Annotated in this window: 12 protein-coding genes; 11 read left to right on the top strand and 1 reads right to left on the bottom strand. The window is 54.7% G+C overall.

Annotation, left to right across the window (positions count from 1 at the left end; translation table 11 throughout):
* Nucleotides 1–24 precede the first annotated feature (24 nt).
* The 4 genes from V4U88_RS03735 (at nucleotide 25) to V4U88_RS03720 (ending at nucleotide 2,714) form a co-directional block, all read left to right on the top strand.
* Nucleotides 25–657 (top strand): HAD family hydrolase, encoded by a 633-nt coding sequence (locus V4U88_RS03735; protein WP_334071878.1) that lies wholly within the window; start codon nucleotides 25–27, stop codon nucleotides 655–657.
* The gene (locus V4U88_RS03730; RefSeq protein ID WP_334071877.1) at nucleotides 645–980 is read left to right on the top strand and encodes an EamA family transporter; all 336 of its coding nucleotides are present in this window, start codon (nucleotides 645–647) and stop codon (nucleotides 978–980) included. The genes V4U88_RS03735 and V4U88_RS03730 overlap by 13 nt, the downstream gene beginning before the upstream one ends.
* Nucleotides 967–1,287, top strand: a complete 321-nt coding sequence (locus V4U88_RS03725) for a permease (protein WP_334071876.1) — start codon at nucleotides 967–969, stop codon at nucleotides 1,285–1,287. Before V4U88_RS03730 ends, V4U88_RS03725 begins: the two co-directional genes overlap by 14 nt.
* Nucleotides 1,288–1,421: 134 nt before the next feature.
* Nucleotides 1,422–2,714: a DUF6080 domain-containing protein gene (locus V4U88_RS03720; protein WP_334071875.1), complete on the top strand. Its 1,293-nt coding sequence runs from the start codon at nucleotides 1,422–1,424 to the stop codon at nucleotides 2,712–2,714.
* Nucleotides 2,715–2,798: 84 nt separating this feature from the next.
* Here V4U88_RS03720 and V4U88_RS03715 read toward each other — a convergent pair whose 3' ends face one another.
* Nucleotides 2,799–5,474 (bottom strand): YhgE/Pip domain-containing protein, encoded by a 2,676-nt coding sequence (locus V4U88_RS03715; protein WP_334071874.1) that lies wholly within the window; start codon nucleotides 5,472–5,474, stop codon nucleotides 2,799–2,801.
* 574 nt (nucleotides 5,475–6,048) lie between these two features.
* Here V4U88_RS03715 and pyrR point away from each other — a divergent pair.
* The 7 genes from pyrR (at nucleotide 6,049) to pyrE (ending at nucleotide 14,983) form a co-directional block, all read left to right on the top strand.
* Nucleotides 6,049–6,612, top strand: coding sequence for a bifunctional pyr operon transcriptional regulator/uracil phosphoribosyltransferase PyrR (gene pyrR, locus V4U88_RS03710; protein WP_334071873.1), 564 nt, complete (start codon nucleotides 6,049–6,051; stop codon nucleotides 6,610–6,612).
* Nucleotides 6,609–7,520 carry an aspartate carbamoyltransferase catalytic subunit gene (locus V4U88_RS03705; protein ID WP_334071872.1) on the top strand — a complete coding sequence of 304 codons (912 nt, stop codon included), beginning with the start codon at nucleotides 6,609–6,611 and terminating at the stop codon, nucleotides 7,518–7,520. The genes pyrR and V4U88_RS03705 overlap by 4 nt, the downstream gene beginning before the upstream one ends.
* A 57-nt stretch (nucleotides 7,521–7,577) precedes the next feature.
* Nucleotides 7,578–8,867 (top strand): dihydroorotase, encoded by a 1,290-nt coding sequence (locus V4U88_RS03700; RefSeq protein ID WP_334071871.1) that lies wholly within the window; start codon nucleotides 7,578–7,580, stop codon nucleotides 8,865–8,867.
* Between the two features lie 302 nt (nucleotides 8,868–9,169).
* Complete coding sequence (carA, locus tag V4U88_RS03695) at nucleotides 9,170–10,306, top strand: glutamine-hydrolyzing carbamoyl-phosphate synthase small subunit (protein WP_334071870.1); 1,137 nt, start codon at nucleotides 9,170–9,172, stop codon at nucleotides 10,304–10,306.
* 1 nt (nucleotide 10,307) lies between these two features.
* Entirely contained in the window at nucleotides 10,308–13,520 is a 3,213-nt protein-coding gene (carB, locus tag V4U88_RS03690) for a carbamoyl-phosphate synthase large subunit (protein WP_334071869.1), read from the top strand.
* Between the two features lie 87 nt (nucleotides 13,521–13,607).
* A complete protein-coding gene (gene pyrF, locus V4U88_RS03685; protein WP_334071867.1) occupies nucleotides 13,608–14,345 on the top strand; it encodes an orotidine-5'-phosphate decarboxylase in 738 nt (245 codons plus the stop codon).
* Entirely contained in the window at nucleotides 14,342–14,983 is a 642-nt protein-coding gene (gene pyrE / locus V4U88_RS03680; protein WP_334071866.1) for an orotate phosphoribosyltransferase, read from the top strand. The genes pyrF and pyrE overlap by 4 nt, the downstream gene beginning before the upstream one ends.
* The last annotated feature ends 44 nt before the right edge of the window (nucleotides 14,984–15,027 follow it).

Raw genomic sequence — 15,027 nt, 5'->3', positions numbered from 1 at the left:
CGGCCGGAGCAAGGAGGACCAAGGTTGAAAAGTACGAAAGTAGCCATCTTTGATATTGATAAAACGATTATACGCAGCGACTCGATGTTCCAGTTTGTCCATTACGCGATTCGCCGCTATCCCGGATTGACGTGGCGGCTGCCCGTTATTGCGGTTCATACGGTTTTGTTCAAGGCGGGGCTTATGAGCGTGGAACAAGTCAAGCGCTCTTATTTCAAAGGCATCGAACGCATGTCCGAGGAGGACCTGGAGCATTTCTTTGACAGCCGCTTGCGAACGGCGATGTTCGGCGAGGCCGGCTCGGAGATGCAGCAGCGCAAGCAGGAGGGTTATCATGTGCTGCTGGTAACGGCGTCACCTTATGCCTACATGAAATATTTCCAAACGCTGCCCTGGGTGGATCATGTCATTGGCACGCAGCTTGTCCGCCAGGCCAACGGATATACGTGCAGAATTGAAGGAATGAACTGTAAGGGGGAGGAAAAGGTGCGCCGCATTCAGGCTTATCTGCAGGAACAGGACATGGTCATTGATTATGATCAATCCTGTGCCTATTCGGATTCCCTCTCCGATCTGCCTGTTATGAAGCTGGTCGCCAAGCGATACTTTATCAACAGACGCGTTCCGGGGATGGAGGAGCTGTCATGGGGGAAATAAGCGGGAAGGGGCGCCATACGGGCAAGCTGTTGATGCTGCTTTCCGCCTTCCTGACGGCAACGGGGCAGTTGTTCTGGAAATGGGGGCTGGAGAACTGGATCTACCTGGGGGCAGGTTTTTTGTGTTACGGTCTGGGAGCGGTTCTGATGATCAAGGCTTTTGCGCTGGAAAAGCTGTCTGTCGCATATCCGTTAATGTGTGCAAGTTACGTGTTTGCGCTTGTTTATGGGTATTTCTTGCTGGGCGAAGAGATTACACTGCAGAAGCTGGCCGCCGTCCTGCTTCTTGGAATCGGGGTGACGTTGACCAGTGTGGATCGATAGCTGGATGATCGCGGTGCTCATTGTAATGACGCTCTGCGGAGCACTGGGCGGGGCGGGGCTAAAAGCCTACTCGGGAAGCCTCAAACGGCTGCATGTCCTGCTCGGGCTAGGCTTCTATGGGATGGGTGCGCTGCTCAACATCGTGCTGCTGAAATTTCTGCCGCTGACCGTCGTCCTTCCTGCCAATGCCTTAACCTATGTGTGGACGCTCCTGATTGCGAAGTGGGCGTTCAAGGAAACGGTAGGACCGTTGCGCTGGCTTGGCGTCGCCTTCATAATGGGTGGTTTGTGTTTTTTGGTGTTTTAAATAAATTGAGGATTAAACGTTCGCCTTTGTGACCGGATTTCCACCTTCAGAAGAACATTTCACACGGCTGTCTTACACGTAAGTCAATAGTTCAACTTATTTAGAGAAAAGATGAAAAAACAGGATGTGAAACGATGAATTTTTTGGATTACATATTTGCCGATCGCAAAAACAATAGAACCGCGCTCTTGTTGTTTGCCGGGTTCGCCGTATTCTACGCCCTGATGAATGCTTCCTATGTGACGTATATTGCCGGGAACGCAGCTGTTGTCGGGGGCCACAGTCCGTTTAACACGAAGGAATTTCCGTTGAACTTGTTCAATTTTGACCCTTCGATGTACTATGGCGTGAACAGCTCATCCATCATTCACCCGCTGATCTCTTACCTGGCGGTAGCGCTAGGGGCGGGGGCGAAGCTGCTGGGAGGCAACTGGTTTTTCCTCCTATTACAGTCCTTCGTGAATGCAGGGTCGGTGATGCTCGTTTTCCTGTTCCTCAGCCGAAAGGCTAGGGGGCGGATCGTTTCGCTTCTGGTGACGCTGCTGTTCGGCTTTAGCTCGTACCTGATGTTTACGGCATTGATCCCGGACTCCTATCCGTATGTGCAGTTCGTCATTTTGTTCTCGATCTTGTATATGCAGTATGCTCGTGAACGGGAAGAAGTGCGCTATATGCCCAATGCCGCGCTGGCCGCCGTCAATTTCGGCTTAACCTCCACCAACATCGCGCCGTTCGCAGCCGGGTTGTTCTTTAACATGCGCGCGTGGCGCAGCCGAAATGGCTGGAAAAAATACTTGGGCATTATGGCAATGGCCGTTGGCATGGTCGCCGTATTGACCGTGATCCAATATTTTGCCTTTGGCGGACGCAGTTGGGTCAGCAATTGGCTGCTCGGCATTCAGAATGGAGGAACAAGTTATGCCGCGCCATTCCAGTTTGCCGCGCATTGGAAGGCATTGACTCTGCTGACCATCAACCCGATGCTTTCTCCCAAGGTCCATATGCTGGACCCGGGCATAGTGGCCATTGTCACCGATCTGTCGGTTCCCAATCCGCTTTATGCCCAGATCACGGGGATTTTCATTTTGCTGCTGGCGCTTGCCGGTTTCATTGCCGGGATTCGGGAGCGGGAAACATGGACGCTGGCTCCGTACATTTTGTTTGCGTTTTTGCTGCATATCATCGTAGGCTTTGGCCTGGCGGTATTCCAATACGACATGTACCTGTACGCGGGGCATTACCTGTTTGCGTTTTTCCTGCTGGCTGGCGGGTTCGTGATTCGACTTCGTCCGGGGCTGGGCAAAAAAGTGCTGATAGGCCTGCTCGCCTTAAGCGTGCTGGTGATGGCCGGGAACAATATCTATCGTCATATGGAGACATTGACAACGATCAAGGAATCGTATGCGCAGCTGCATACCGTACGGTAAGCCGGATCAGGTCAAGGCTGGAAAGCAAAAGCCATAAACCCGTTTCAAACGGATTTATGGCTTTTCATCTATCGAGCGTTCTGGTCAAGCGATAATTTTGGTTTTCTTGGCATTTTCGGCGGAACGTTTGGTCAGGCTGCTGAGCGGGCGTTTGAGCGCCAGGGCAATAATCAAACTGAGCGCGATGAAGATGCAGAGACACAGCACATCCTTGAGCGCGGTTTCCCATAAAATGCCCCCAACTGATTCGCGCAGCAGACTGATGGCGTACGTAAATGGCATGAACGGATTCAGTGCCTGAAAGAAAGGCGGAGTCATGCTGATCGGGAACGTTCCTCCCGAGCTGGAAAACTGGAACACCATGAAAATAATGGCGATGCCTTTGCCGATATTGCCAAACACGGAGAGCAGGGTGTACGTGATCGTGACGAACACAGCACTCACCAGCATGGCGAACAGTACAAACCATATTTTGTCCGCGACGTACGTTCCAAGGATCCAGATATCCCCGAGCGTAACGCAGACGGCCTGCAGCAATCCAATCGTCAGGAAGGTACCGAGCCGACCAAGATACAACTGGTATGCGCGGAAACTCCCATTCGGATTTTCGGCTTCGGCACGAAGCAGGGAGATGAGCAGGGTAGAGCCAACCCACAGGGACAATACACCGTAAAACGGTGACATGGCCGAGCCGTAATTTGGAATAGGATACAGCTGGTTTTCTTTGATTTGTACCGGACTGGCAAGAAAAGCGCTCTCGGCCTCAATGTCGCCCCGCAGCAGCCGTGCAAGCTCCGCAAAATGGTTGTCATTTTCCACTTCCCGCAGTTTGGCCGCTGCCTTCCGGATGGCATTCTCCAATTCGGGCAGATCGCTGCGCACCAGGTCGGCCACGCGTTTTACCCCTTTTTGTACCTCGGGAAGCTGATTTTGCACAAAATCGGAGGCTTTGCCAATCTGTTGTTCCGCGTGGGGCAGATCGTTCCTAACGAAATTAGAAACTGCATCCAGTTTTTCCTTGACCTTGGGCAGATCATTGCGGATCAACGGCGCCACCGTATTCAGCGCCTGAATAAAGGCGCTGCTTTTGTCCTGCAAGGTCTGCGAGAGATCGTGAACTTTGTCCTGAATTTGCGGCAGATCGCCTTGCAGCTTCGTCAATTCGCCCCGACCGAGCATAATGCCGTTTTTGGCCGATGCGAGAATGTCAGCAACATCCGGTATGGCATCTTGGGCGGCTTGGAGAGCCGAAGAAGAAACGGAAAGCATCGATTTTAAGTGATTGGCACCTTCGGCAAGCGCAGGGGCAATCACGCTATCATAAGTGCTCAGCACATTGCTGATTCCGCTGCTGATTTCTCGGGACAGTCCATGCAGCCGGGCGATCACGTCTTCGGGTGGAGTGGCATTGCTGCGCATGGCATCGCTGACGATTCCAACCAGACGGATTTGCAGTTGCAGCTTATCCGACAGGTCGTTCAGCTTGGAAATCTTGTTTCCCAGCGGGTGAGAAGGCAGGAAATCGTTGATTTTGCCAAGCAGCTCCGCCGTACTGTCCACGATTCGCACCGCGATTCCCAGACGGGAAGCAATCCGGTCCAGTTCATCAGGGGTAGGCAGCTTGCTCAAGTCGGTATTATGTAATCGTTCCAACACATCCCCGGCGGCATCGGTAATCTGCTGTACGAGCAGCAGATTTTGCCTGATCGACGGGCCGATTTGATTGAATGCCTCCTCGCTGGAAGCAATGAAGCGGGTAACCCCTTCCGTCAGTTCTTTCCCTTCTTCCGCGATCCGGGACACATTATCCAGATTCTGTTCGGCTGCGGAAACTATGTTCAGCGCTTTATCCGATTGATCCAGAGCAGCCTGGATCACTTCCGCTACCTTGCCAAAATGCTGGTCCACGTCCTGAATAAACTTGGCCGCCTTTTGAAGCTCAGGGATGCGTTCCTGGACCTTCAACACCTCCGAAGCGGCGGATTCAATCTGTGGCCAGTGCTGCTGCACTTTAAGGATGTTTTGCGCGGCTTCGTTGATTTCGGGCAGTCTTTGCTCAATCTCCACGATTTTTTGCGCTTCCTGAACGATGCCGGGCATCGCCTGATCCACTTCAATGATTTTTTGACCCAGACTTTGAATTTGGGGAAGGTTTTTTTCCAAGGTGAAAATCCCGGTTTCCATTTTGCGCAGCGTCGGAAGCTGTGCGTTGATTTCGACCCCGGCTTCCTTGAGCTTGGTCAGAACGGCTTCGCTGACCGCCTCCGTGAAGTTTTCGTTGATTTGGGTCGTAACTGCGGATACCCCCGAGCCCGTAATTTTGGGCGCGATGGCATTCACTTTTTGATTGACCGTATATACCACCTGTGGGCGCTCGAGCTTGCCGTCCACGATGCTTGTTATTTTAGAAGAAAAATCGTCCGGAATCAGCAGACTGGCGTAATATTTACCCGTCTGCACGCCCCGTGCGGCCTCTGCCCGATCCACGAAGACCCATCCCAGTTTATGGTTCTGCTTCAGACTGGAGATCAGCTCGTCTCCGATATTGATCGTTTTGCCAATTACGGTTGTCCCCTGGTCCTCGGAAGTGACCGCAATTTTGATTCCCTGGGTATTGCTGTAGGGGTCCCATACCGATTTAATGTTAACCCAGTCGTAAACTCCGGGGAGCAGAATAATGGCCGCAATCAGAAATATGCCCGTTGGCACCTTAAGAATGTGAAGCCAGTCCGTTTTGTAAATGTGCCAAATATTGCGCATACCTTCCTCCTCATCAATATGATCACACGTTTTTCTTACCCTGTTATATCGGATTTCATTCATCATACTTGTAGAGTCCTGTTTTAATCAAGAAAGTAAAGGGTTCATGTAGCCGGTTTTACATTTAGTGTGGATAAATATGCAGCATTAATGTATAATTATAAATAACAAATGAGCTGTGCTGGAAATGGATCCTTTTTAGCCGGGCTGCTGATTCTAAAGGAAACGCAGCAGAATCTTTTCGCCTGCGATGGTGAGGTGTTGACAGAGGGATGTCTTTCTGTCATAATTCATGAAGACAAACGGACATATTGAACCAAAGTGCCCCGTGAGGCACTGCAATATGACCGACATGAATAGCACCTTTAAATCAGTCCCGTGAGACTGGCAAGGTAACGTGAAGATCCATCGTTTATTGCTGCGGCAATAATATGACGATGCATCCCGAGAGTAAACGTTCTTCGGCATACGCTGAAGTTTGGAGACTCCTTGCCATCATCACCGGCAGGGAGTCTTTTTTGTTCTCTCGTCACGGGGCCATGATCTGAAGGGAAATCCTGAGGAGGCTGACGCAATGAGCACAGAGACACATATCATAATGGATGAAACGGCGATCCGCCGGGCATTAACGCGGATTGCCCACGAGATTCTGGAAAAAAATAAAGGAATTGAAGGCTGTGTGCTGATAGGCATTCGCACCCGAGGGGTACACCTCGCTGAACGGATTGCCGCCAAGATTGAAGAGATTGAAGGCGCCAAGGTCCCTTGGGGGGAACTGGATGTAACTCCTTACCGCGATGACCGCTCGGACCAGATCGGAGCACAGCGCGAGGAAATCCTCAAGATGAGGCCTGAGTCCCTGACCATTCACGACAAAAGGGTCGTTTTGTTTGATGATGTGCTGTACACCGGACGCACCATTCGCGCAGCGATGGACGCCCTGATGGACTGCGGGAGACCCCAGAGCATTCAACTGGCGGTACTCGCGGATCGCGGGCACCGGGAGCTGCCCATCCGCCCTGATTTTATCGGGAAAAACGTACCTACCTCCAAGTCGGAGCAGATCGAGGTAGCATTGAAGGAAACGGATGGGCAGGATGAAGTCAGGATCATTCAGCATCGGGGGGAGCAAGCATGATGATTGCGCAACCGGCATTGAAGGACCGCAGCTTGCTTGGACTCAAGGACCTCAGCGCTTCGGAAATCGGGTCGATTCTGAACCGCGCCGCTTACTGGGAAGGCAGAAGCGAGAAAGTTATTCCCGTGCTAAAAGATCGGTTTGTGGCCAACATGTTTTTTGAAAATAGTACGCGGACCCGGTTTTCTTTTGAAATGGCCGAAAAGCGGCTCGGGGCGCAGGTGCTGAACTTTGCGGCCGCCGCATCCAGCGTGGAGAAAGGCGAATCCATCTACGATACGGTACGCACGCTGGAATCGATGGGCATCGACGCCGGGGTCATCCGGCTAAAGCCGGTCGGCGTGCTGGCCGAACTGGCCAGCCGGGTCTCGGTGCCGCTCGTCAATGCGGGCGACGGCAATAATGAGCACCCGACCCAAGCGCTGCTCGATCTGTACACGATGCAGAAGCATTTCGGAGAACTGAAAGGGCTGAAAGTATCGATTATCGGCGACATTAAACACAGCCGTGTGGCCCGGTCCAATCTGTGGGCATTGCAAACCATGGGAGCGGAAGTCAAACTTTGCGCCCCGGAAAGTATGCAGGCTCCGGAGCTCGGCCGCTACGCTCCCTACGTACCGATGGATGAAGCGCTTTGCGCGGATGTCGTTATGATGCTGCGGGTACAATTGGAGCGCCATGCCGATGGGCTGCTGAAATCGCCGGACCAGTACCGGCTGCAGTACGGGCTGACGGAGGAGCGGGCCGCCAAGCTCGCCCCCCATGTCATCATCATGCATCCCGCCCCGGTCAACCGGAACGTCGAGATCGACGACGCCGTTGTCGAACACCCGCAGTCACGGATTTTTACGCAGATGGCGAACGGGGTGCCGATCCGCATGGCGGTCATGGAAAGAGCATTGAAATAGAGAAAAAAGACAAGTCACTTTCACAATAAATCGCACTGAAAACCGGAGGATTCATCCATGCAGCTAATTATAAAAAACGCAAGCGTTCTGAATGATGAAGGGCAGTTGGAGCTTAAGGACATAACGGTGAAGAACGGCGTGATCGTACAAATCAGCCCGTCGGCGGAGAACTCATCTGGGAGCGTGGCGGACGGCGCGCAGGTGCTGGATGCCGGCGGCAAACTGGTCACTCCAGGCTTTATCGATATGCACGTTCACCTTAGAGAGCCTGGCTTTGAACATAAGGAAACGATTGAAACCGGGTCTCGTTCCGCCGCGAAAGGCGGCTTCACGACGATCGCCTGTATGCCGAACACCCGGCCGGTGACGGATAATCCCGAGACCGTATCGCTCGTGCTGGAAAAAGCAAAGGAAGCCGGATTGGTACGCGTCCTCCCTTACGCCGCGATCACAAAGAGCGAACTGGGAAGGGAACTGACGGATTTTGCCGCATTGAAAGCGGCCGGAGCGATCGGTTTTACCGACGACGGCGTTGGGGTACAGAGCGCGCAAATGATGAAGGATGCCATGAATTTGGCCGCTTCGCTGAACATGCCGGTCATCGCGCACTGTGAGGATAATTCGCTGGTGGAGGGGGCCCCGGTAGCCGAAGGCGAATTCGCCAGACGGCACGGCCTGAAAGGGATTCCAAACGAGTCGGAAGCCATTCATGTCGGCCGCGATATCCTTCTGGCGGAAGCCACGGGGGTACACTACCATGTCTGCCATGTCAGCACGGAACAATCGATCCGGCTGATCCGCCAGGCCAAGCAAATTGGCATCAACGTTACGGCGGAGGTTTGTCCGCATCACTTGATTCTGGCCGAGGAAGACATCCCGGGATTGGATGCGAACTGGAAAATGAATCCGCCGCTCCGCTCGAGACGCGATGTGGAAGCTTGCATCGAAGCGCTGGAAGACGGAACGATCGATATTGTGGTAACGGATCACGCGCCGCATAGCGCGGAGGAGAAGGCCAAAGGCATGCAGTTGGCTCCGTTCGGCATCGTCGGCTTCGAGACGGCGTTCCCGCTGCTCTATACCAAGTTCGTCGCCGAAGGACGCTGGAGTCTGCAAATGCTGGTGAAGCGCATGACCGAAGATCCGGCCAGCGTGTTCGGTCTGGACACGGGACGGCTGGCTGTCGGCGCTCCCGCCGACTTGACGGTCGTCGACTTGGAGAAGGAGAAGGAAGTCGATCCCGAACAATTTGCCTCTAAAGGGCGCAACACCCCGTTCGGAGGTTGGAAGCTGAAAGGCTGGCCGGTTGCGACTGTCGTGGCCGGGAACGTGGTTTATCGCGAGTAGACATTTAAACATTAACGGGAAAACCTCCCGTTAATGTACCGCTCGTGGCCCCTGGAGCGGATTTAGCGGGAAGAACTCCATCTATTTCACGGCCCAATTGCCGATACACTCAATTTCGGGACGGATTAACGGGAGGTTTTCCAGCTAAATCGCCTCTGCAGCCGTATAGGCATCAAATTAACGGGAGGAAATCCCTTTAATTGAACCGAATCATTAGTCCCTTCACAACGCTGTCCAATTTTTGAAGATCATAATTTAACGTATATAGAACTTATAAAACAGACAAAAAGGAGTGCTGCAGGATGCAGGCAAGATTGTTATTGGAAGACGGCACGCTGTTTACCGGAACATCGTTCGGCGCGGAAGTCGAAAAAACCGGCGAGGTCGTCTTTAATACGGGAATTACAGGTTATCAGGAAGTATTGTCTGATCCTTCTTACTGCGGACAAATCGTTACGATGACTTACCCGCTGATCGGAAACTACGGCATTTCGCGGGATGATTTCGAGTCGATCGCCCCGTCGATCCACGGGTTCGTCGTCCGCCGGTATGAGCCGACGCCAAGCAACTGGCGGGCGCAGTACAACCTGGGCGACCTGTTGAAGGAATACGGTATCCCCGGAATCACGGGAATCGATACCCGGATGTTGACCCGGATTATCCGTCAGCACGGAACGATGAAGGGCGTGATCACCACCACCGACCGTTCGGTGTCCGAGCTCCTCTCGCTGATGGAGTCTACCAGCATCGACGAGCTGCGGAATCAGGTGGCCCGGACTTCAACCCGGCATATTTACAGCAGCCCGGGCTCGAAGGAGCGCGTCGTCCTCGTCGACTTTGGCGCGAAAAGCGGGATTCTCCGCGAATTGAACAAGCGGGACTGCGACGTGGTGATCGTGCCGCATGATACGACCGCCGACGAGATCCGCCGCCTCCACCCGGACGGCATTCAACTGTCCAACGGCCCCGGGGACCCGAAAGACGTTCCTTATGCCGCGAAGATGATCTCCGAACTGCTGGGCGAATATCCGATTTTCGGCATCTGCCTCGGGCACCAGCTACTCTCCTTGGCTTGCGGAGCCGATACGGAGAAGCTGAAATTCGGTCATCGCGGGGGGAACCATCCGGTCAAGGATCTGCAAACCGGCCGCTGCTACATCACATCGCAGAACCACGGTTATACGGTCAACGAAGCTTCCCTGGAGGGAACGGACCTCGTAGTCACGCATATCAATAACAACGACAAAACCGTTGAAGGCGTCAAACACGTCAAATACCCGGCATTTTCGGTGCAGTACCATCCGGAAGCGGCGCCCGGACCTTATGACAACAGCTACCTGTTCGACCACTTCATCGAGATGATCAGAGAACACAAGCGGTTGAACCCGCAAAAACCGCGCCAGGCGGAATTGATGGCCGCAGCGAAAGGAGCCCAGTAATATGCCGATCAACAAAGAACTCAAAAAAATCCTCGTCATCGGATCAGGACCGATCGTCATCGGTCAGGCGGCGGAGTTTGACTACGCCGGCACCCAGGCCTGCCAGGCGCTGAAAGAAGAAGGCGTCGAAGTTGTGCTCATCAACAGTAACCCGGCAACGATCATGACCGACACCAACATGGCGGATAAAGTATATATCGAACCGATCACCCTGGAATTCGTCACGCAAATTATTCGCCAGGAGCGTCCCGACGGACTGCTGCCGACCCTCGGCGGACAGACCGGCCTGAATATGGCGGTCGAACTGGCCCGCGCGGGCGTCCTTGAGCGCGAGAACGTAAGGCTGCTCGGGACGCAGCTCAGCTCGATCGAAAAAGCGGAAGACCGCGATCTGTTCCGTGAATTGATGCGTGAACTGGAGCAGCCGGTTCCGGAAAGCACGATCATCACTTCCGAAGAAGAGGCACTGAGCTTCGCCCAAGAGATCGGCTACCCTGTCATCGTACGCCCTGCCTATACGCTTGGCGGCACCGGCGGCGGCATTTGCGCCACGGAGGAAGAGTTGAAGGAAACCGTCGCCTCCGGGATTCGGTACAGCCCCATCGGCCAGTGCCTGATCGAGAAATCGATCGCGGGCATGAAGGAAGTCGAGTACGAAGTGATGCGCGACGCCAACGACAACTGTATCGTCGTTTGTAATATGGAGAACTTTGACCCCGTCGGCGTACATACCGGGGACAGTATCGTCGTGGCTCCGAGCCAGACGCTGTCGGACCGGGAGTACCAGATGCTGCGTTCCGCCTCGCTCAAAATCATCCGGGCGCTCAACATCGAAGGCGGCTGCAACGTTCAATTTGCCCTGGACCCGCAAAGCTTCCAATACTATGTGATCGAGGTGAATCCGCGGGTCAGCCGGTCCTCGGCGCTCGCCTCCAAGGCGACAGGTTATCCGATCGCCAAGATGGCGGCCAAAATCGCCCTCGGCTACACACTGGATGAAATCGTCAACCCGGTAACGGGCCAAACGTACGCTTGCTTCGAGCCTACCCTGGATTACATCGTGAGCAAAATCCCGCGCTGGCCGTTCGATAAATTCGTTCATGCCAACCGGAAGCTCGGCACGCAGATGAAAGCGACCGGCGAAGTGATGGCGATCGGCCGAACGTTCGAGGAGTCGATCCACAAAGCGGTTCGTTCGCTCGAAATCGGCACGCACCGCCTCTATCTGAAAGGGGCCGACCAACTCGATACGGACACCCTGAACCAGCGTCTGGTCAAAGCGGACGACGAGCGGCTGTTCCTGGTGGCGGAAGCGTTCCGTCGCGGCTATTCCCTCCAGCAGATTCAGGACCTGACCCAGATCGACTGGTGGTTCCTGGACAAAATCGAAGGCTTGATCGCGTTCGAACGCAAAATCACCGCCGAGCCGGAACTGACCTATGAAACGCTTTACGAAGCCAAGCGCCTCGGCTTTACGGACCGGGCGATCGCTGAACTGCGCGCCGCATCCCAACCTTCCGGCACGCATCTGACGGAGGAAAGCGTCACACTGTTCCGGAAAGACAGAGGGCTCCGTCCGGTATATAAAATGGTAGACACCTGCGCCGCCGAATTCGAGGCTTCGACGCCGTACTACTATTCGACTTACGAAACTGAGAATGAAGTGACTCACACCGAAAAAGAGAAGATCGTCGTCCTCGGCTCCGGACCGATCCGGATCGGCCAAGGGATCGAATTCGACTACTCTACGGTTCATGCGGTGTGGGCGATTCAGAATGCCGGCTACGAGGCCGTGATCATCAATAACAACCCGGAGACGGTGTCCACGGATTTCAACACTTCGGACCGGCTTTACTTCGAACCGCTCTTCTTCGAGGACGTGATGAACGTGATCGAACAGGAGCAGCCGGTCGGCGTCATCGTTCAGTTCGGCGGGCAGACGGCCATCAACCTGGCCGCGCCGCTTCAAGCGGCCGGTGTGCGGATTCTCGGCACCTCGCTGGACAGCATCGACGAGGCCGAGGACCGCAAGAAATTCGAGGCCCTGCTGTCCAGGCTTGACATCGCGCAGCCGAAAGGCAGCACGGTCACCTCGGTGGACGAGGCGGTCGGGACCGCCCAATCGCTCGGCTATCCGGTGCTGGTGCGCCCGTCCTACGTCCTCGGCGGACGCGCGATGGAAATCGTGTATTCCGACGCGGAGCTGCTCAAGTACATGGAGGAAGCGGTCAACATCAACCCGCAGCATCCGGTACTCATCGACCGCTATATGCTGGGCAAAGAGGTGGAAGTGGACGCGATCTGCGACGGCGAGACGGTACTCGTTCCCGGCATCATGGAGCATGTCGAACGGGCGGGCGTCCATTCCGGCGACTCGATCGCCGTCTATCCGCCGCAATATTTGTCCGATGAACTGAAGAAGAAAATCGTCGACATAACGATAAAGATCGCCAAGGAGCTCAATACGGTCGGCCTGGTGAATATCCAGTTCGTCATTTACAAAAACGAAGTGTACGTGATCGAGGTCAATCCGCGTTCCTCTCGGACGGTTCCGTTCCTCAGCAAGGTAACGAACATTCCGATGGCCAATGTGGCCACGAAATGCATTCTCGGCGCCAAGCTCAAGGATCTGGGCTACCAAGAGGGACTCTGGCCGGAGAGCGACCAGGTATCGGTGAAAGTGCCGGTGTTCTCTTTTGCCAAGCTGCGCCGGGTTGAGCCTACGCTCGGACCGGAGATGAAATCGACCGGCGAAGTGATGGGCCGCGATCCGCAATATGCGAAGGCATTGTATAAAGGCCTGATCGGGGCGGGAATGAAAATCCCTTCGACAGGCGCGATCATCGCCACTGTGGCGGACAAGGATAAGCAGGAAGCGGTTGAATTGCTGCGCGGCTTCTACAATCTCGGCTACAAGATCATCGCCACGGGAGGAACGGCTTCCGCGCTGACCGAAGCGGGAATTCACGTCACGACCGTAAACAAACTGACCGAGGGCGTGCCGAACATCCTGGATCTGATCCGCAACGGGGAAGCTCATTTCGTCATCAACACGCTGACCCGCGGCAAAGAGCCGGAGCGCGACGGTTTCCGGATCCGCCGGGAAGCGGTGGAGAACGGCATCGTCTGCATGACCTCGCTCGATACCGTTCGGGCGTTGCTGAATATGCTGGAGACGATCAATTTCTCCTCCCAAGCCATGCCTAGCTTGTAAGAGAAGAACATCAGCAAGACAGCGAATAACGCGGCTCCGAAGCGGCTTAAGCCCCTCGGAGCCGCAAGTATGACAGGAGGAGAAATCATGTCGTTGTCATTCGAACAAGCCGCGAATAAACTGATGGTCGCGTTGGACTTTCCCGCGGCGGAGCAGGCCAAAGGGTTGATTCAAACCCTGGAAGGCATCCCGTGTTATATGAAGGTGGGGATGCAGCTATTTTACGCGTCCGGGCCGGATTTCGTTAAAGAGCTGAAGTCCAGGGGATATTCCGTCTTTCTCGATTTGAAAATGCACGATATTCCGAACACGGTAAAAGGCGGTGCCCAAAGCATCACCCGGCTGGGTGTGGATATGTTTAATGTCCATGCGGCGGGAGGGGTAAACATGATGGCTGCGGCGCGGGAAGGGATGCAAGCTGCGTTGGAACAGGATGCATCGCTAAAAAAACCGCTGTTGATCGCCGTTACCCAATTAACCAGCACAAATCAGGAGACCCTGAACCGGGAGATCGGTATCCCGGGAACGGTCGAGCGGTCGGTTCTCGCCTACGCGGCGTTAACCCAAAAGGCGGGATTGGACGGCGTCGTCGCTTCCCCTCTTGAAGTACAAGCCATAAAAGGACAATGCGGCGGGGCGTTTATGACCGTTACGCCGGGGATCAGACCGGCCGGAAGCGAGTCCGGCGACCAGTCCCGAACCCTGACCCCGGGGCAGGCCATCCGCCAGGGAACGGACTATATCGTGGTAGGCCGCCCGATTACGGCGGCGAGTGACCCGCGCAAAGCGGCGGAACAAATTATTGAGGAGATGATGCAAGCATGATCAATACCGAGCAAATAGCGAATGAAATTGCGGGACGCCTGCTGGATATCGGAGCGGTGGCGCTGCGTCCGCATCAACCGTTTACTTGGACTTCGGGTATTAAATCGCCGATCTATTGCGATAACCGGCTGACGATGTCCTATCCCGAAATCCGCGATATGATCGCGGAATCTTTTGCGGCGATCATCCGGGAATCCCACCCGGAAACCGAGGTCATCGCGGGCACCGCCACGGCGGGGATTCCGCATGCGGCGTTCGTGGCCCAGAAGCTCGGCCTGCCTATGGCCTATATCCGCGATAAGGCTAAAGGACACGGCAAGGAGAACCAGATCGAAGGCCTGATTCGGACAGGGCAGAAGGTCATCGTCATCGAAGATTTGATCTCCACGGGCGGCAGTTCCATTAAAGCGGCTCAGGCCGTGCGTGAAGCGGGTGCGGATGCGCTCGGAGTACTGGCGATCTTCAGCTATCAGTTGGACAAAGCGGTTCAGGCTTTTGCCGACGCGGGCATTCCGCTTCAAACGCTATCCAACTACGGCGCGCTGATCGAGGTGGCTGTCCAACGCGGCGAAATCAAATCCGAGGACTTGGCGCTGCTGAAGTCCTGGAGAGAAGATCCCGGCTCATTCGGGAAATAAAAAACCGCAATACAAAAGAGGTTGTTCCGAACCGTCATTCGTTC

It is taken from the genome of Paenibacillus sp. A14 (genome assembly GCF_036864815.1).
Classification (GTDB): domain Bacteria; phylum Bacillota; class Bacilli; order Paenibacillales; family Paenibacillaceae; genus Fontibacillus; species Fontibacillus sanfengchensis.
Note: the sequence above shows the minus strand (reverse complement) of the source record. Positions and strands in the feature narration are given on the sequence as shown.